The following is a 16,282-nucleotide window of genomic DNA, read 5'->3' on the forward strand; positions in this document are numbered from 1 at the left end:
ATTGAATATAGATTCGGATGATAGTTACTGTGCGTCTTCTTTTTCCGGCTCATTTACGGCATTTGCAAGATACGCCGTTGAAAGCATCGTGAAGATGAACGCCTGAACACAACTGATAAAAATACTGAACGCCAGCCAGAGAACACTAGGAATGATCCACCATCTGGTCAGGTCCAGCAGGATGAGAATCAGAATCTCACCAGCCAGGATGTTGCCGAAGAGACGGAAGGCCAGTGTGATTGGCTTAGCGAGCTCTTCAACGAGGTTGATTGGGAACAGGAATGCCATCGGTTTAAAGAAATGAGCAATCCAGCCCATCCCCTGATTCTTGAGGCCGATGACATGAACCATACCAATGACGAGGATTGCAAGACCCAGCGTCGTATTGAGGTCATTCGTCGGGGACGAGAACCCAGGGATAAGTCCCAGAAGATTGGACACGAGCAGGAACATGAACAGGGAAACAATGAACGGTGCCAGCATCTTGCCGCGTTCGCCCATCATGACCTTGACCTGGCCATCCATGCCGGTAACAAACATCTCAATGATGTTTTGACAGCCTGAAGGTACCAGTTTCAAGCTCCGTGTGCCCAGATAAGAAACAATGATGACGATTGCCATTGCCAGCCATGTCATCTCCAGTGTCTCGATGTCAAACGTGAACCCGCCGAAGTGAGCGAGTGCGCGAACACCGATTTCCTCCATAGCACATTACCTCCTATCTTAAATATTTATATTGTCAGCACGAAGCTGTGACAACACGAGGATTACAAGGAACATTCCCCAAGCGCCAAGAAAAGCTGCTGCTGCTGCAAGAATGGCGCCATGGCCAACCTTAGCAGCCAGAGCAAACGTGACTGCCACAATGACCAGCCTGAGAAACAGGCCCCAGCGCATGCGGCGTCCAGCTCCTTCGGTGCGGCCGCTGGCAATCTGCCACAAACGCGCTGACAGCGACCAGAAGCAAAAACAGGCAGACAGCACGCCCAGCACGAACACACCAGCAAGATGCGGCAGACCACTCAGGAACAGACCTCCTGCCCCTACAATCAGTAAGCCTGTTACACTGCGAAGCAGATGTCCCCGCACCCTACGAAACACTTCATACATGTTCTGCCTCCATAAAACAACGCAAACTCTTTTATTTGTTTACTTCGACACGGAAAAAGTATTTCCTTTCATGGTCAGGAAACTTTCTCCAGTCTGCCTTAAACCATAGGTGCGAACCATTGATAAATAAAATTTATTTTATCATGTCAATGCAAACTCATTTATTTATCGTTTATCGTCATGTTTTATATTATATACACCTAATTGTAGAAATTCAAGCCTTTTTTTTCGATAAGAATACGAATAACTATCATTTATCTAATCCATCTATAAAATGAATGGACAAGCAAGAATAATTCTCATAGAATGCCGCTGCGTCGAAGCTGACGAAACAGCGTATAAAAAGCTCCTGGAATACTGACAATAATGCCCACCAATTTTCCCTTGACTCCAAGGTCAAAATACCGGTCTGCAAGATCGCCAAAAAAGATGCCAATCCCGATGAATACGACAATATAAATCCCCATGCTGCCCAGCAGGGCAAATGCCTTAAATGCCTGTTTCAGACCGTCTCTCATTGTTTCGTGCGAATGATTCGGTTTTTTAGGTTCTTGTGTCTTGTTCAACATAAGCTTTCCCTTCATATTTCTATTCTATCGTTTCCAGTCAGGAATGTACAATACGAATATGGCTAAATAATGATATGTCACAATCATATATACTTATAATGATAATAAAAAAGCTCCCCCATGCAGGAGAGCTTTCAGTCAATGACTCATATCAGCCTTCAAAAACGTCAGGACGCCCATCAGCCAGTCCATAATGGTAAAGAATGGCCTGAATGATGCGCCTTGCGGCCTGGCCGTCGCCGTACGGATTGACCGATTCAGCCATACGGCTGTATTCTTCTTTGTCCGTCAGAAGTCTCTTCGCTTCTTCGTAAACGCGCTCGCGGTCCGTGCCGATGAGCTTGACCGTGCCGGCATCGACGGCTTCCGGACGCTCCGTCGTATCGCGCAACACGAGGACCGGCTTGCCAAGGGCCGGGGCTTCTTCCTGCACGCCGCCCGAATCCGTCAGGATAAGATAGGCGCGGTGCATGAGGTTTGCAAACGGCTCATAGTCGAGCGGGTCAATCAGATGAACCTTCTCAAGGCCGCCGAGCTCTTCGTTGACGACTTCGCGGACTTTCGGATTCTTGTGCACGGGGAAAACGACTTCGACATCATCAAATTCTTCCGTCAGCTGCTTCAGGGCCTTGTAGACATGGCGCATCGGCTCGCCGAGATTCTCGCGGCGGTGCGTCGTAACGAGAATGATGCGCTTATGCGCAAAATCGACATCCTGCAGCGAAGCATCCTTGAACGCAAAGTCATCGCGCACCGTATGGTGCAGGGCGTCGATGACCGTATTGCCCGTGACGAAGATGGACTCCGGCGGCACGTTCTCTGCAAGCAGATTTGCTTCCGACGTGCTCGTCGGCGCAAAATTAAGGTCTGCAATGCAGCCCGTCAGGCGGCGGTTCATCTCTTCCGGGAACGGCGAATACTTGTTGTGCGTGCGCAGGCCCGCCTCAACGTGGCCAACGGCCGTCTGATGATAGTACGCAGCGAGTGCACCGGCAAAGGTCGTCGTCGTGTCACCATGAACGAGGACAATATCCGGCTTTTCTTCCGTCAGGACCTTATCGAGGCCCATCATGGCTCTCGTCGTAATATCAAAAAGTGTCTGACCTGCCGCCATGATGTTGAGATCATGATCCGGTTTGATATGGAAGAGACTGAGCACCTGGTCGAGCATTTCACGATGCTGCGCGGTGACAGCCACCACCGGTTCAATCGTATCAGGATGCTTCTGAAGCTCCAATACGATTGGTGCCATCTTAATGGCCTCCGGACGTGTACCGAAGACCGTCATGACCTTGATCTTCTTCTTTTCCACTACAAGACCTCCTTAATGCCTTTAATGCCTTAAATCCCTTATGCCAAAAAACAGCTTACTGCTGATTTGCAGAATCCTTCATATGGAAAATTCCCAGCTTTTTCGCGCCAACCAGTACAACAATCACTACGACACAGACAATGACAATGGCAATCTGGGCGCTGACTTCCGTCAAAGCCACGGCACTGAGCCCCAAAAGTGCGCTGATGACATACATCAAAAGCACAGCCTGACGCTGCGAAAAGCCGAGGTCCAGAAGCCTGTGGTGCAGATGCCCCTTATCCGGCTTGAAGATTGGCACACCGCCGCGGTAGCGGCGCACAATGGCAAATGTCGTATCAAGGATCGGCAGGCCGAGAGCAAGAATCGGCACAATGAGGGCAATCGTCGCCGCGCTCTTAACGGCACCGATGACCGAAATGCCCGCTAACATAAAGCCGAGGAACTGACTGCCCGAATCGCCCATGAAAATCTTCGCGGGATTGAAATTGTAATAAAGGAAACCGAACGCAGCGCCGGCCAGAGCAGCTGTCAAAACAGCGACAAGCAAATTGCCCTGCTGCAGTGCCACGAGAAAAATCGTAATCGAAGCGATGGTCGAAACACCGGCTGCCAGGCCATCGAGGCCATCGATGAGATTGACCGTGTTCGTCAGACCGACGAGCCAGAAAAGCGTTGCGGGGATAGCAAGATATTCCAGATAGAGATAATCCCCAAACGGGTCCGTGATGAAGTCTATGCGGACATCAAAAGCAATGACCAGCACGCAGGCTGCCACAATTTGTATGAGCAGCTTGACCTTGGCAGGCAAATTGACATAGTCGTCGACGAGGCCGCCAATGAAAATAATGGAACCGCTGACAAGCAGACCGACTGTCTCATAGAAAACCTCTGATGGCACATCCGTAAAAGACAGGACGCTGAGAATCGCCACCATGAATGCAAAATAAATGCCAATGCCGCCAATGCGCGGAATCGGCTTCTTGTGGACCTTTCTTGCATCCGGGGTATCCATGGCCCCCGTCTTTCCTGCAAGACAGATGACACCTGGCGTTATCAAGAGCGCCACACCGGCAGCAATGACAAACGCCAACATATAGACTGGCATACAAGCGCACTCCTTTTCCTTGAATACACAACTGCTTTCGTCCCTGCACAGGCAAATACACCCGCATATACCTAGAAAGCAACCATTATAACAAACTTATTTTAACGCACAGACTGTACCGTGTCAATCATTTGGACGGCTTCCTGTCAATCATGGATTTCATCCGGACGGCAGCTCACAACGCTGCCATCTTCATCGTAATAAACGACTTTCGCGAGTTTCGCGTTGCGGAGCATGCGGCGGCAGAGCAGGCAGGGCTTGCCGGAAGCAAGGCTGCCGTCGGCATTGACCCCGACGATATAGATCGTCGCGCCCTCCATAGCAGCTGGATCCGCATTGATGATGGCGTTCTGTTCGGCATGAACAGCAACGCAGAGTTCGTAATTCTGTCCTTTCGGCACATGCAGGCGTTCGCGCTCGCAGTTGCCCGTATCGATGCAGTTGGCCTCACCGCGCGGTGCGCCGTTGTAGCCCGTACTGATGATGATCTTGTCCTTGACGATGATGGCGCCGTAGCGGCGGCGCAGGCAGGTTGCGCGGCGTCCGACAGCCTTCGCGATATCCAGAAAATATTCCGTCCAGCTTGGACGTTCTTGTTTCTCAATCATGATAATACTCCTTTATATAGCGTGTCGCGAGGATTACTGCGACAAAATCATCAACGGGTTCAGGCGGCACCTGCAGCCCGAGGGGAATAAAACGGCGCCACCCCTTAGGGGGCTTCGCCTGCCAGTAAGCCTTGCGCGCCATATCCGTAGTCCTGTATTCATCGACCACCTTGATGATGAGCTCGGGCATGGCCCTCGTCAGGCGTGCCTGTGCCTCTTTGCTCGTCGTACCATTGCCCTCGATGAGCCGCGTAAAGCCATACTGCTTTTGGGCATTTCTCACTTCCTGCTCCAGTTTTTTCGTCTCAAGGACTTTCTGAAAGAGGACGCTGCCTTCTGTATCAAGGACAGCAAAGCCGCATTTATCCCGCCCCGGGTCGAGTGCTGCGATTGTCTCCATAAAAACACCTTCTCGATAAAAATAGAGCTCTGCAGGCTATTTGCCCCGCAGAGCCCTGATTCTCTTTACTGCTGGTCCGGAAGCTGCTCTTCCTTGATGATCAGGCGCAGCGGTCCGAGTGCATCCGTATTGCCGCGTGCATAGGCGGAAAGCACGACCGTACCGTGCATGCCGTTAATCGCATTGACCACTTCGTAGAACTGCGCACCGTCCATGACGCCAATGGAGCCGCGGATCGGGTCCGGCAGGATGCCCTTGGCCGAAGCAGCCGCATTGATTTCCTTCAGGAAATTCATGACAGCCTGTTCCGCTTCCCCGTTATTCGTGCCCTTAAGCTGAATCGGACGCGCGAGGATGAACTCGCGGTCCTTATAGATGACGCTGTTCTTGTAGAGCTCAAGCGAGGCGCGGACTTCTTCCCCGCGCACGAGATTGCCGGCAGCCACGATGCGCACAACCATATCCTGCGGACTCTTGGCAATCGTCTGCACAGCCGATTCATACTCCGGCTTGTAAATCCAGACATCCTTATCCGAGACATTCTGGTTCAAACGCGTCGAGACATTGCGGCTGGCCAGCTGAGCAAGGGCCTGCAGGTCCTTATCGACTTCGGCAGCCGGACGGTTGCCGCGGATGACGCCGCTCGCGATGACTTCGCCGGCACGGAAGACAATATCGCCTTCGCGGATGGTAATGAGGCCGTCACGCAGGTCTTTATTGCGTTTTTCAAGGTCCTGATTGTCCGCCGTCAGACTGGCGTTGCGGCCCGTAAGTTCCTGATTCTTGCCAGTAAGAGCCGTATTCAGGCCCTGCAGCGAGGAATTTGCCGAGGCGAGCTGGCTGTTCTGCTGGCCCAGCTGACTGTTCTGCGCCGAGAGCACATCATTGCGCTGCATGAGTTCAGCCTTCGCGAGTTCGAGCAGGCGGTTGCCCTCCTGCAACCGCTGAGACTCGGCCTCGAGTTCCTGCTGCTGCTGTTTCAGCGTCTCGACGTCCTTGCGCGACTGGTCGAGTGCGTCATTGGCCTCTTCCTGCTGCTGCTGCGCCGTCTGCAGGTCGGCATTGGCCTGGTCGAGATTAGACTGTGTCGTCTTCATCTTCTGGTTGAGTTTTTCCATGCCGAAAAGTGCCGTACGCACATTCTGCGACGCCGCGGCCATGACACCAAACGTCAGGGTCGTAATGCATACGCCCGTAAAAATCGTGACGATGATGGATGTATGACGCGGACGCAGGCCAAAGATCGACAGTTTCTTCTTGCCGACTTTTGAGCCCAGGCGGTCACCGATAAACGCGATGGCTCCACCCGTGATGATGAGTACAACAATGAGAAGGACACCATACATCCTGTATTTACCACCTTTCCTGTCTTCCTGAAAGTCCATCCCAAAATAAATTTTGGGATGACCTTACCGGGAAGCTCTGCGAATTAAGATAAAGCCTGCGATGAGGCCGACAATATTCGGAATCCAGACCGCGATGATCGGCGCAATGGCTCCGCTTCTTGCTAGAGCATTGCCCATCGTCATCAAAGCATAATAGAAGAAAATGATGATAACACTCATGGCAAAGCCGGCAGACGAGCTGTTTCTCGTTGGCTGCAGTCCAAGAGGAACGCCGATGAGGGCGAAAATCAAGCTGGCCATCGGCACGGTGACACGCTGATAGAGCTCTGCCTCAAGCTTATTCGTATCGACATACTGCGACTTCATGATGTTGATCTGGGCACGCAGTTCTTTCATCGTGAGTTCCTCAGGATCCTTCTGCTCGCGCACGATCTGTTTTGGGCTCGCATTGATCGGCAGGACCTGCGTATCAAAGCGCATGCTGTGCTCGCTCTGTCCCTCTGAGATATCGTAGAGCATGCCGTTGTGCATGACCCATTTATTCATGCTAAATTCCGCATACTCGGCATTCTCGACATGGCTGACCTTGCCATCCGTATTGAAATCCTGCATGGTCACGCTCTGCAGCGTCTGCGTGTCCGCATCATAGCGGCGCGCGTAAACAAGGCGCTGAATCTGGCCGTCCTTGATGTCCTTGAGGATGATGTGCTCCTGCGATTTCATGCCGTTGTTGCCCTGAATCTCATAATAGAGCACGTTGCGGTAAGCCGTGTTAGCCCATGGAACGACGTATTCATTGAAGGCAATCGCACCGATGCTGACCAAAAGGCCCATGAGAATGGCCGGTGCCGCGATGCGGTAAAAACCGATACCGCATGACTTCATGGCCGTAATCTCGCTCGAGCTCGACAGTCGGCCAAAAGTCAAAAGCGTTGCCAGCAGCATGGACATCGGGAAGGTCCACATGACGACGGACGGCAGGCCGAAAACAAAAATCTTGATGACGGCGGAAAGCGACGCGCCGTAGTCCGTGATGTACTTGGCAATCTTGAAGAGCGTACCGGAACCGATGAATACAGCGGAGAATGCGCATATGCCAAAGATGAAAGCCTTGAAGACTTCCCGAAATATGTACTTGTCTAAGATTCTGATATGCATTGCTGATTCTCCGTTACAAGGTGAAATTATCGCCAAGATAGAACTTCTTGGCAATCGGGCTGTTGGCGATGGTCTGACTGTCACCCTCCAAAAGGATCTTGCCGCTGTTCAGGATGTAGGCACGGTCGACAATCTGCAGCGTCTCGCGGACGTTGTGGTCCGTGATGAGAATGCCCATACCGCGTTCCTTTAAATACTGCACGATTTCCTGAATATCGGCAACGGCCAGCGGGTCAACGCCGGCAAACGGCTCATCGAGCAGGATGAACTGCGGCTCAAGTGCCAGGCAGCGGGCGATTTCAACGCGGCGGCGCTCGCCGCCTGAAAGCTCCGTGCCCTTGCGCTCGCGCACATGGCCAATGTGGAACTCTTCGAGGAGTTCCTCGAATTTATCCTTCTGTTCCGCTTTGGAAAGCTTGGTCGTCTCCAGGATGGCCATGATGTTTTCCTCTACCGTGAGTTTGCGGAAAATCGAGGGTTCCTGCGTGAGATAACTGATGCCGAGCGCCGCCCGATGATACATCGGCTCTTCCGTGATGTTGATGTCCGAAAGGAACACCTCGCCGGATGTCGGACGCTCCAGTCCGACAATCATATAGAATGTTGTCGTCTTGCCCGCACCATTCGGACCGAGCAGTCCTACAATCTCTCCCTTATCCACGCGCAGGGAAACGCGGTCCACGACCGTGCGCTTCTTGAATTTCTTTACCAGATTTCTTGCCTCGATATGCAAAATCGTGCCCTCCAAAATACCCACAGATTATCCTAAATCCATCTCTTTATTGTACCTTAGCTGACCCATCGTTCGCAAGATAAATCGTCATGCGGTTGCTGCGCATCGTATTATTTTCCTGTACAGCCCAGGCATTGCCCGTGATGACGGCTTTGCCCTGTTCCTTGCCATAGTAATCCATCTGGTCGCCGCCAGCTTCCATAGCTCTTGACGGGCTGACGACATGGGCATTGCCCTCGCCGATATAGTGCTCATCCTTAAGCCAGCCGTAAATGCGGTCAGCCGTGAACGTGTCATCTCCGCTCGTCAGCATGCCGCCGCGATCAATGACGATGTAATCATTCTGCTGCGGGAAATAATCCACCTGCTCCCCCGAGAAGGTCTTATCATCGCGCGTACCGTGAACATTGCCCGTAGCCATCATATGTTCCTGACCATCCGACATCAGATGGTCACAGGTCAGGCGCGTTCCCTGATAAACAGCGATGACATTGCCATCGACCGTAGCGGCCTGTGTCTTGGAATTATAGGTAGCACGGGCGCCCGTGACCTTCGAATCGCCGCGCGTCAGCAGTACATAGCCTGTAGCCGTGGCCTCGCCCGTCTTCATATCATATTCCAGCGTATCTGCATCGAGCGATGCCGGCACACTGTCTTCTGCAGCATAAATTGTTCCCATCTGCAGGGACAGAGCAGCCGCAATCACGGCAAGCATGCCTTTCATTTTCTTATTCTTCATTATTCTGCCCCCCTGCCAGTTTTTCGATATGTGCTTTGCCAGAAATTTTGACTTTATTGAAGCCATCCGTACTGTCGATGCGGTCACCCCAGGCTTTGATGGTATCATTGGATACCTTTGCCTGACCAATGGCAGAAAGCATTCCTTCCTTCGCTGTCCAAAGCAGCTGGTCGCTCGTAAGCTTTGCCCCATCGCTTGTCGTAATCGTGACATCACCGTCAATCTGGATGTCCTTTGTTTCATTATTATAAGAGCCGTGCTCTGCCGTTACCTCGGCAGAACGGCCGTCAGCCTGATAAAAATGACCCGTAATGCCTGTCATTTCGGCATTTCTCGAGTCGATATCGACTTCGATATGGTCCGCCGTGAGGTCCCAGATCTTGACACCATCTTTTTCCTCGCTGATGGTATTGTTGTCATACGTCATGACGCGCGGCTGGTCATTCTGCGAATTATCGACTTTCGGTGTCTGCGGCACCGTGCGTACCGCCCAGATGACCACACAGGCAAAGAAAATGAGGCCCAGTGCCACCAGGGTTTTCTGCTTGCCATTCATTTTTTCTCTTCCTGCCCCCTTACCGTATGATGCTTGCCGAGCTTCTGCTGTTCCGGCTTTGTGTTCCAGCGTTTCTGGAACCAGAGCCACTGCGTCGGGTTGTCACGGATAATCTGTTCAACAATTTTGGTCATGCGGGCTGTAAAGTCCAGCAGGTCCTTATCCGTATCCCCTGTATCATGATACCGCATGACCTCGCCGACGACAACCTTATGTTTGCCATTTGGCTGACGCAGGATGAACGCCGGCACGACCGGCGAGTTGAACTTGCGTGCAAAAACAGCAGGTCCCATCGGCGTAGCCGCAATCTTGCCCAAAAACGGCAGGAACGCGCCGCCAGGCCCCGCATCCTGGTCCACGAGAAAGCCGAGGATCTTGCCGCTCTTAAGAGCGCGCGCCGCAGCGATGAGCTCACTCGTACCGCGCGAGAAAATCTCAACGTGGATCGTCTTGCGCAGGTCATTGAGTGCATAGGTGTACTGCATATTCGGCTGCGGCTTGGCAATGGCCGTGACCGGCAGTCCGTTTAAGGTAAAGGCAGCAGAAAGCCACTCCCAAGTGCCGATATGGCCGGTGATAATGGCCACGCCATGACCTTCTGCCAAGGCATCCTTCAGGCGTTCCAGATGATCAATCTCGATGTAATCGCTAAAATTCTTTTCATTGAGATGCGGCATGTAGAGGATTTCCAAGACATTGCGGGCAAGATTGATGAAGGATTCTCTCACAAGATGACGGGCCTTGGCTTCATCGATGCCGAGAGCCGGCATCATCTGCGCAACAGCGCGCTCCCGCTCCTTCTTGATGAGAAGATAGTAGAGATTGCCAAGTACCCAGCCAATGGCCATCAACAGCCGGTAAGGCGTGTGGCAGGCCACTTTGCTCAGAAACATCACGAGTTTATACTGCATGGAAAATGCCTCCAATGTCTTTCCTAAAATTACTGGGCGAGACCATCCATATGCTCAGGAGCCTTGAACCCTTCCAAAAGCATCTGCCATTTTCCCTGAGCTTTGAGAATGAATTCGATGATTTCCCGCACAGCACCGCGGCCGCCCGGATAGGCGGAAACGATTGCGGATATTTCGCGTACTTCCTGCACGCCATCGCCCACGGCTGCAGGGAAGCCGACCTGCCCCATGATGGGCAGGTCGACGAGGTCATCGCCAATATAGGCGATTTCTTCATCTTTAAGGCCGGTACGTGCCTTGAGTTCCTTATAGGCTTCCCGCTTATCGAGATTGCCCTGGAACACCTCGGTGATATGAAGCTCCTTGGCACGGTATAAAAGCTGCTTTGACTCACGGCCGGTAATGATGGCGGTCTTGAGTCCTGCACGGTGACAAAGCGTGATGCCGAGACCGTCGCGGCAGAAGAACGGTTTAAAAAGCTCGCCTTCCGCGCCGATGTAAATGCCGCCATCTGTCAGCACGCCGTCGACATCAAAGATGATGAGCCTGACTTTTTTAGCGCGTTCGCTTGCGTCTGTCCGAAGTTCCATATCAAACAACCCCCTGACGCAGAAGGTCCGTCAAATGGACAATGCCAACCGGCACACCCTTGTCATCAATGACGGGCAGAACCGTAACAGGACGCGGTTTATGCTTCTCCATGACGGAGAGGGCCGCCGCTGCCATCTGCTGCGGTGCAATCGTCAAAGGCTCCGTGAACATGATCTTCTCCACGGCCTCATCAAGGAATTTATAATCTTTGGCGAGCGCGCGGCGGATGATGCCATCGGTTATGAGACCGACAAATTTGCCGTCATCATCAACAACCGAAACAGCACCGAGGCCCTTGTCCGTCATGACGAACAGAGCATCCTTGACCGTCTTGCCGCAGTGAATAAGCGGATTATCCTTGCCCGTATGCATGACGTTCTCGACTTTGAGCAGCAGACGGCGTCCAAGGGCACCGCCCGGGTGGAACATCGCAAAATCCTGACTCGTGAAATTGCGTTCCGACATCAGGGCCATGGCAATCGCATCGCCCATGGCAAGCGTGGCCGTCGTGCTGGCCGTCGGCGCGAGCCCTAACGGGCAGGCCTCACGCTCCACGCTGATGTCGATAAAATAATCACAGAATTTGCCGAGCTGTGATTCGCGGCGTCCGCACATGGCGACAATCGTCGCCCCGATGCGGCGGATAATCGGCAGGATGTTGACGATTTCCGTAGACTCGCCGCTGTTGGAAATCGCAATGACGACATCGTTTTCCGTGACCATGCCGAGGTCACCGTGAAAGGCTTCCGCCGGATGCAGGAAAAAAGACGGCGTGCCCGTGCTGGCGAGGGTCGCCGCAATTTTGCGGCCAACGTGTCCCGATTTGCCCATGCCCGTCACGACAACGCGTGCAGGGCAGGCCAGAATGCAGTTGACAACATCGACAAATTCACTGCCGATGCGGTCTTTGAGGGCAAGGACTGCCTTTCCTTCGATATCGAGTGTCTCAATGGCTCTCGCTTTGATGCTGTTTTCGTTGCTCACGCTGCTCCTCCTCATGCCTGATGACGAATGACCTTATGGATGGCAAGAGCATCCTTCAGGAGATCTTCGAGTTTATCGAGATAAACCATGTTGGCACCGTCTGACAAAGCCTCTTCCGGATTGTCGTGCACTTCAAGGAAGAGGGCGTCAATGCCGACGCCGGCGGCCGCGCGCACGAGGTACTCGACGAATTCGCGGTTTCCGGAAGACGTCGTGCCGTTGCCGCCCGGCAGCTGGACGCTGTGCGTGCCGTCAAAAACGACCGGATAGCCGAAGCTGCGCATAATCGGCAGGCTGCGCATGTCGACCACGAGATTATGATAGCCAAACGAAGCACCGCGCTCCGTCAGCATCATCTGCTCGCAGCCGCATTCGTGCAGTTTATCGACAACATTGCGCATATCCTCAGGCGCGAGGAACTGCCCTTTCTTGACATTGACGACACGGCCCGTCTGAGCCGCAGCATGCAGAAGATCCGTCTGACGGCAGAGGAAGGCCGGAATCTGCAGGATATCTGCGACCTTGGCAGCGGGCTCCGCCTGCGTCGTCTCGTGAATGTCCGTCACGATGGGGACATTCAGCGTCTCCTTGATTTCCTGCAGCATCTCAAGACCTTTTTTGAGGCCCGGGCCGCGGAAACTATGATAAGACGAACGGTTTGCTTTATCAAAAGAAGCTTTGAATACGTAATTGATGCCGAGACGGCCGCAGATTTCCTTGATCGTGCGCCCGATGAGCAGGCAGCGGTCCATGCCTTCAAGGACACAGGGACCGGCGAGGAGTGCCAGCGGCTCGCCTTCACCGATCATGAAATTTCCAACCTTGACCTTATTCATACGATTCACCTTCCACTTTCTGTGCTAAAAAATCTTCTGCTTCTCATATTTATTTTTCCATCATCTGACGGTAAATCTCGTTGACCTTAGCGAGGTCTTCCGCCGTATCGACGCCGACGAAACGGTACGGCGTCTTGATGACCTTGATGCGATAGCCATTTTCCAAGGCCCGCAGCTGCTCGAGGCTCTCAGCATGCTCAAGAGGTGTCTCTTCCATCTTGGCATACTGCAGCAGGAAATCCCGCTTGTAGGCGTAAATGCCGATGTGCTTGTAAACGGGCGTGCCCGTATGGCGCGGGTACGGCAGCAGCGAACGCGAGAAGTACAGGGCATAGCCCTTCCTGTCCATGACCACCTTGACATTGTTGGGGTTCTTTGCCTCTGCCTCATCCGTGATTTCCGTGCAGACCGTTGCCATCTGCAGGTCGGCGTCATCATCGAACGCAGCGGCGAGTTCATCAATGAGGGCCGGCTCAATGAGCGGTTCATCGCCCTGCACATTGATGATGAGGTCGACATCCGGATATTTCTCTGCCACTTCTGCCAGGCGGTCCGTGCCCGTTGGATGGTCCTTACGCGTCATGACGGCCCTGCCGCCATTTTGCACGACAGCCTCCAAAATGCGTTCATCATCGGTCGCCACCAGGGCAGCCGATACACGCTTAGCCTGTGAAGCTCTATCGTAAACACGGCAGATCATGGGTTTGCCGGCAATATCCTTGAGCGGTTTGCCCGGCAGGCGCGTCGATGCATAGCGCGCGGGAATGACACAGAGAACATTCATGGACTTTCTATCCTTTCTATTATATATAGAAGAAAATGAGATTTCAACGGGGGCCGAGGCGTTCTGCAAGGCGCTGCTTCAACATTTCATGGAGGCCTTCGCTGCCCTTCTGGAACGTCACTTCTACGCAGATAACATAAATCGGGATGGACCATTTCTCACGGGCTACGTCCGCCGGAATCTTAACGGCATCTTTCTCCGTGATGACGATGGCCTCTGCGCCGGCATTTTCAGCCTGCTGGAAAATATCGGTCATCTCCGACATCGCATAATCGTGATGGTCCGGATAGCGCAGGCTCTCGATGATGACAGCACCAAGGTCGGAGAGTGTCTGTTCAAACGAAGCCGGATTGCCGATAGCCGAAACCGCCATGATGCGCTTGCCGCGCATTTTTTCAACATCGATACCCTCACTCGCAATATTGACATACCATTCCGTCAGCGGGATAAAGCAGCGCGGCTGGTGAATGCTCTCGACAATACGGGCTTCCGGATTGTAGCGGTGCACCGTCTCGCGGATGTAATCGCACGAGCCCGCTGCTGCCTGGTCCACCTTGGTCATCAGGCAGATATCGGCCCTGCTGATATGCGAAATTGGCTCGCGCAGCGTGCCGCGCGGCAGGATGTAGCCATTGCCAAAAACATTGACCGCATCGACGAGCAGGATGTCAAGATCCCGCATGAGCTGCCAATGCTGGAAGCCATCGTCGAGGATGGCAACTTCCGCGCCGAAATGCTCCATCGCGTAGCGGCCTGTCTTTGCGCGCTCCGCGCCGATGAGCACGGGAACTTCCGGCAGATGCTTTGCCAGCATATAGGCCTCATCGCCGGCTTCAGCCGCATCCATATGCAGTCTCTTGCCGTCCGAAACAATGCCGACTTCGCCGTGCCATTTGGCACGGTAGCCGCGGTTGAGGATGACGACGCGGTAGCCCATGTCGCGGATATCGCGCGCAAGGCGCTGAGCCGTCGGCGTCTTGCCCGTACCGCCGACCGTGACATTGCCGAGGCTGATGACGAAGCAGTCGAGCTTTTGTTTCTGGAACACGCCGTATTTGTAGCCGGCGAGCTTGATATTGACGAGCAGGCCGTAAATCAGCGAGAACACATAGAGGATGCCCATGATGATATTCGGGAAGAAACCATCTACTTCCTTACTATGTACGAGGTCGATGAAATAGGTCTGGAAGTTCGTGATTTTTTGCGTGGAACGCACGTGATGGCGGTTTTCGGGGCTGCTCTCATAGGCATCGAGCATCTGATGGAGCAGAACGGCCGATTTGCGCGAAGCGCCCTTATTCTCCCGCACGATGGCGCGCGTTTCTTCTTCCATGCGGTGGCGGTGATCCGGTTCATCAAAGAGACGCGTAACTTCCTTGGCCAGTTCGTCGCCGTTGTGGACCGTAATGCAGGCATTGCGGTTCTTGAAAAGAGCATATGTATCTTTGAAATTGAACATATGCGAACCGACGATGATGGCCTTGCCATGAGCTGCCGGCTCGAGGATATTATGGCCGCCATGCGGCACAAGACTGCCGCCGACGAAGACGACATCGCCGATGCTGTAGACCTTGCCGAGTTCGCCAATCGTATCGAGGATGACAATATCTTCATTGTGCGAAGGCTCCTTCTGGAGCGTTGTCCTCGTCGTCACAGTGAACCCCGCCTTGCGGCAGAGATGGACGACTTCCGTCGTGCGCAGGAGTTCACGCGGCGCGATGACGAGACGCGCGTGCGGATGCGTTTTGCGCACAGAAGCAAAAGCCTGCAGCACAGGGCCTTCCTCGCCGCGGTGCGTCGAGCCCGCGAGGAAAATTCCGTCATTTTCCGTCAGGCCCATATCCTCAATGATTTTTTGCTTTTCTTCCGGGCTGACGTCCGTATACGTCTGGTCAAACTTCGTATTGCCCGTAACGGTCACGAGTTCCTTCGGTGCCCCGAGGCGCATGATGTATTCCGCATCGATCGGCGACTGCATGGCAAAGAGCTTGACCGTGCCGATCATGTCGCGCAGCAGACTGTGCAGATGCTTGTACTGCTTGACACTCTTGTCGCTGATGCGGCCGTTGACCATCATGACCGGTACATGAATGCGGCGCGCCGTGCGCAGGAAATTCGGCCAGAGCTCCGTCTCGACCGGCAGGAATACGCGCGGACGGATGCGGCGCAGTACATGGCCGGCCAGCCACGGCAGGTCCAGCGGGAAATAAATGATGGCATCGGCATCCTTGATGATGCGGTTGGCCATTTCATAGCCGCTGGTCGTGACAACCGAGACGAGAATCGGGCTTTTGGGAAATTCTTTGCGGAATTCCTTGATGAGCGGGCTCGTCGCCACGATCTCACCGACAGAAGCCGCATGCACCCAGATGCAGTCCTTCTTCTCCACTTTATCAAGGGCGTGTTCCGGGAAGAAGCCAAAGCTCTGACGGATGCGTTCGACAAAGCCCTTCTCGCGCACCGAGCGGATCATGAACATCGGGATCACGAGGATCACAATGATGATGGCCGCTATATTATAGAGTAATTGCATAACC

Annotated in this window: 18 protein-coding genes; all 18 read right to left on the bottom strand. The window is 53.5% G+C overall.

What is annotated here, in order from left to right:
- Positions 1–24 precede the first annotated feature (24 nt).
- The gene (atpB, locus tag ACE419_RS07100) at positions 25–705 is read right to left on the bottom strand and encodes a F0F1 ATP synthase subunit A (protein WP_295635017.1); all 681 of its coding nucleotides are present in this window, start codon (positions 703–705) and stop codon (positions 25–27) included.
- 18 nt (positions 706–723) lie between these two features.
- Positions 724–1,110, bottom strand: a complete 387-nt coding sequence (locus ACE419_RS07105; protein WP_435721480.1) for an ATP synthase subunit I — start codon at positions 1,108–1,110, stop codon at positions 724–726.
- A gap of 299 nt (positions 1,111–1,409) precedes the next feature.
- Positions 1,410–1,679 carry an AtpZ/AtpI family protein gene (locus tag ACE419_RS07110; protein WP_435721481.1) on the bottom strand — a complete coding sequence of 90 codons (270 nt, stop codon included), beginning with the start codon at positions 1,677–1,679 and terminating at the stop codon, positions 1,410–1,412.
- 151 nt (positions 1,680–1,830) lie between these two features.
- Positions 1,831–2,967: a non-hydrolyzing UDP-N-acetylglucosamine 2-epimerase gene (gene wecB / locus ACE419_RS07115; RefSeq protein WP_435721548.1), complete on the bottom strand. Its 1,137-nt coding sequence runs from the start codon at positions 2,965–2,967 to the stop codon at positions 1,831–1,833.
- A gap of 79 nt (positions 2,968–3,046) precedes the next feature.
- A complete protein-coding gene (locus tag ACE419_RS07120; protein WP_432645976.1) occupies positions 3,047–4,099 on the bottom strand; it encodes a glycosyltransferase family 4 protein in 1,053 nt (350 codons plus the stop codon).
- A 146-nt stretch (positions 4,100–4,245) separates the two neighbouring features.
- Positions 4,246–4,707 carry a deoxycytidylate deaminase gene (locus tag ACE419_RS07125; RefSeq protein ID WP_435721482.1) on the bottom strand — a complete coding sequence of 154 codons (462 nt, stop codon included), beginning with the start codon at positions 4,705–4,707 and terminating at the stop codon, positions 4,246–4,248.
- Complete coding sequence (locus ACE419_RS07130) at positions 4,700–5,107, bottom strand: RuvC family protein (RefSeq protein WP_435721483.1); 408 nt, start codon at positions 5,105–5,107, stop codon at positions 4,700–4,702. Before ACE419_RS07130 ends, ACE419_RS07125 begins: the two co-directional genes overlap by 8 nt.
- Positions 5,108–5,172: 65 nt before the next feature.
- Positions 5,173–6,453, bottom strand: a complete 1,281-nt coding sequence (locus tag ACE419_RS07135) for a DUF3084 domain-containing protein (RefSeq protein ID WP_435721484.1) — start codon at positions 6,451–6,453, stop codon at positions 5,173–5,175.
- Between the two features lie 63 nt (positions 6,454–6,516).
- Entirely contained in the window at positions 6,517–7,611 is a 1,095-nt protein-coding gene (locus ACE419_RS07140) for an LptF/LptG family permease (protein ID WP_435721485.1), read from the bottom strand.
- 13 nt (positions 7,612–7,624) lie between these two features.
- Complete coding sequence (gene lptB, locus ACE419_RS07145; protein WP_432646014.1) at positions 7,625–8,344, bottom strand: LPS export ABC transporter ATP-binding protein; 720 nt, start codon at positions 8,342–8,344, stop codon at positions 7,625–7,627.
- 46 nt (positions 8,345–8,390) lie between these two features.
- A complete protein-coding gene (locus ACE419_RS07150) occupies positions 8,391–9,083 on the bottom strand; it encodes an LptA/OstA family protein (RefSeq protein ID WP_432645981.1) in 693 nt (230 codons plus the stop codon).
- Entirely contained in the window at positions 9,073–9,639 is a 567-nt protein-coding gene (gene lptC, locus ACE419_RS07155) for an LPS export ABC transporter periplasmic protein LptC (protein WP_432645982.1), read from the bottom strand. Before lptC ends, ACE419_RS07150 begins: the two co-directional genes overlap by 11 nt.
- The gene (locus ACE419_RS07160; RefSeq protein WP_432645983.1) at positions 9,636–10,550 is read right to left on the bottom strand and encodes a lysophospholipid acyltransferase family protein; all 915 of its coding nucleotides are present in this window, start codon (positions 10,548–10,550) and stop codon (positions 9,636–9,638) included. Before ACE419_RS07160 ends, lptC begins: the two co-directional genes overlap by 4 nt.
- A gap of 29 nt (positions 10,551–10,579) precedes the next feature.
- Entirely contained in the window at positions 10,580–11,140 is a 561-nt protein-coding gene (locus ACE419_RS07165; RefSeq protein ID WP_435721488.1) for a KdsC family phosphatase, read from the bottom strand.
- 1 nt (position 11,141) lies between these two features.
- Positions 11,142–12,125, bottom strand: coding sequence for a KpsF/GutQ family sugar-phosphate isomerase (locus ACE419_RS07170; protein ID WP_435721489.1), 984 nt, complete (start codon positions 12,123–12,125; stop codon positions 11,142–11,144).
- Between the two features lie 11 nt (positions 12,126–12,136).
- Complete coding sequence (gene kdsA, locus ACE419_RS07175) at positions 12,137–12,961, bottom strand: 3-deoxy-8-phosphooctulonate synthase (RefSeq protein ID WP_432645986.1); 825 nt, start codon at positions 12,959–12,961, stop codon at positions 12,137–12,139.
- A gap of 49 nt (positions 12,962–13,010) precedes the next feature.
- On the bottom strand, positions 13,011–13,745 hold the full coding sequence (kdsB, locus tag ACE419_RS07180) for a 3-deoxy-manno-octulosonate cytidylyltransferase (protein WP_435721491.1): 735 nt from the start codon (positions 13,743–13,745) through the stop codon (positions 13,011–13,013).
- 43 nt (positions 13,746–13,788) lie between these two features.
- The gene (gene lpxK, locus ACE419_RS07185) at positions 13,789–16,278 is read right to left on the bottom strand and encodes a tetraacyldisaccharide 4'-kinase (protein WP_432645988.1); all 2,490 of its coding nucleotides are present in this window, start codon (positions 16,276–16,278) and stop codon (positions 13,789–13,791) included.
- Positions 16,279–16,282 lie beyond the last annotated feature (4 nt).

The sequence above is a fragment of the Mitsuokella apri genome, from assembly GCF_047974105.1.
GTDB lineage: Bacteria > Bacillota > Negativicutes > Selenomonadales > Selenomonadaceae > Mitsuokella.

Excerpts from the sequence above, each read along its gene's own strand:
- atpB (WP_295635017.1), bottom strand. The coding sequence starts at position 705 with ATGGAGGAAATCGGTGTTCGCGCACTCGCTCACTTCGGCGGGTTCACG.
- ACE419_RS07105 (WP_435721480.1), bottom strand. The coding sequence starts at position 1,110 with ATGTATGAAGTGTTTCGTAGGGTGCGGGGACATCTGCTTCGCAGTGTA.
- ACE419_RS07110 (WP_435721481.1), bottom strand. The coding sequence starts at position 1,679 with ATGTTGAACAAGACACAAGAACCTAAAAAACCGAATCATTCGCACGAA.
- wecB (WP_435721548.1), bottom strand. The coding sequence starts at position 2,967 with ATGACGGTCTTCGGTACACGTCCGGAGGCCATTAAGATGGCACCAATC.
- ACE419_RS07120 (WP_432645976.1), bottom strand. The coding sequence starts at position 4,099 with ATGCCAGTCTATATGTTGGCGTTTGTCATTGCTGCCGGTGTGGCGCTC.
- ACE419_RS07125 (WP_435721482.1), bottom strand. The coding sequence starts at position 4,707 with ATGATTGAGAAACAAGAACGTCCAAGCTGGACGGAATATTTTCTGGAT.
- ACE419_RS07130 (WP_435721483.1), bottom strand. The coding sequence starts at position 5,107 with ATGGAGACAATCGCAGCACTCGACCCGGGGCGGGATAAATGCGGCTTT.
- ACE419_RS07135 (WP_435721484.1), bottom strand. The coding sequence starts at position 6,453 with ATGTATGGTGTCCTTCTCATTGTTGTACTCATCATCACGGGTGGAGCC.
- ACE419_RS07140 (WP_435721485.1), bottom strand. The coding sequence starts at position 7,611 with ATGCATATCAGAATCTTAGACAAGTACATATTTCGGGAAGTCTTCAAG.
- ACE419_RS07150 (WP_432645981.1), bottom strand. The coding sequence starts at position 9,083 with ATGAAGAATAAGAAAATGAAAGGCATGCTTGCCGTGATTGCGGCTGCT.
- lptC (WP_432645982.1), bottom strand. The coding sequence starts at position 9,639 with ATGAATGGCAAGCAGAAAACCCTGGTGGCACTGGGCCTCATTTTCTTT.
- ACE419_RS07160 (WP_432645983.1), bottom strand. The coding sequence starts at position 10,550 with ATGCAGTATAAACTCGTGATGTTTCTGAGCAAAGTGGCCTGCCACACG.
- ACE419_RS07165 (WP_435721488.1), bottom strand. The coding sequence starts at position 11,140 with ATGGAACTTCGGACAGACGCAAGCGAACGCGCTAAAAAAGTCAGGCTC.
- kdsA (WP_432645986.1), bottom strand. The coding sequence starts at position 12,961 with ATGAATAAGGTCAAGGTTGGAAATTTCATGATCGGTGAAGGCGAGCCG.
- kdsB (WP_435721491.1), bottom strand. The coding sequence starts at position 13,745 with ATGAATGTTCTCTGTGTCATTCCCGCGCGCTATGCATCGACGCGCCTG.
- lpxK (WP_432645988.1), bottom strand. The coding sequence starts at position 16,278 with ATGCAATTACTCTATAATATAGCGGCCATCATCATTGTGATCCTCGTG.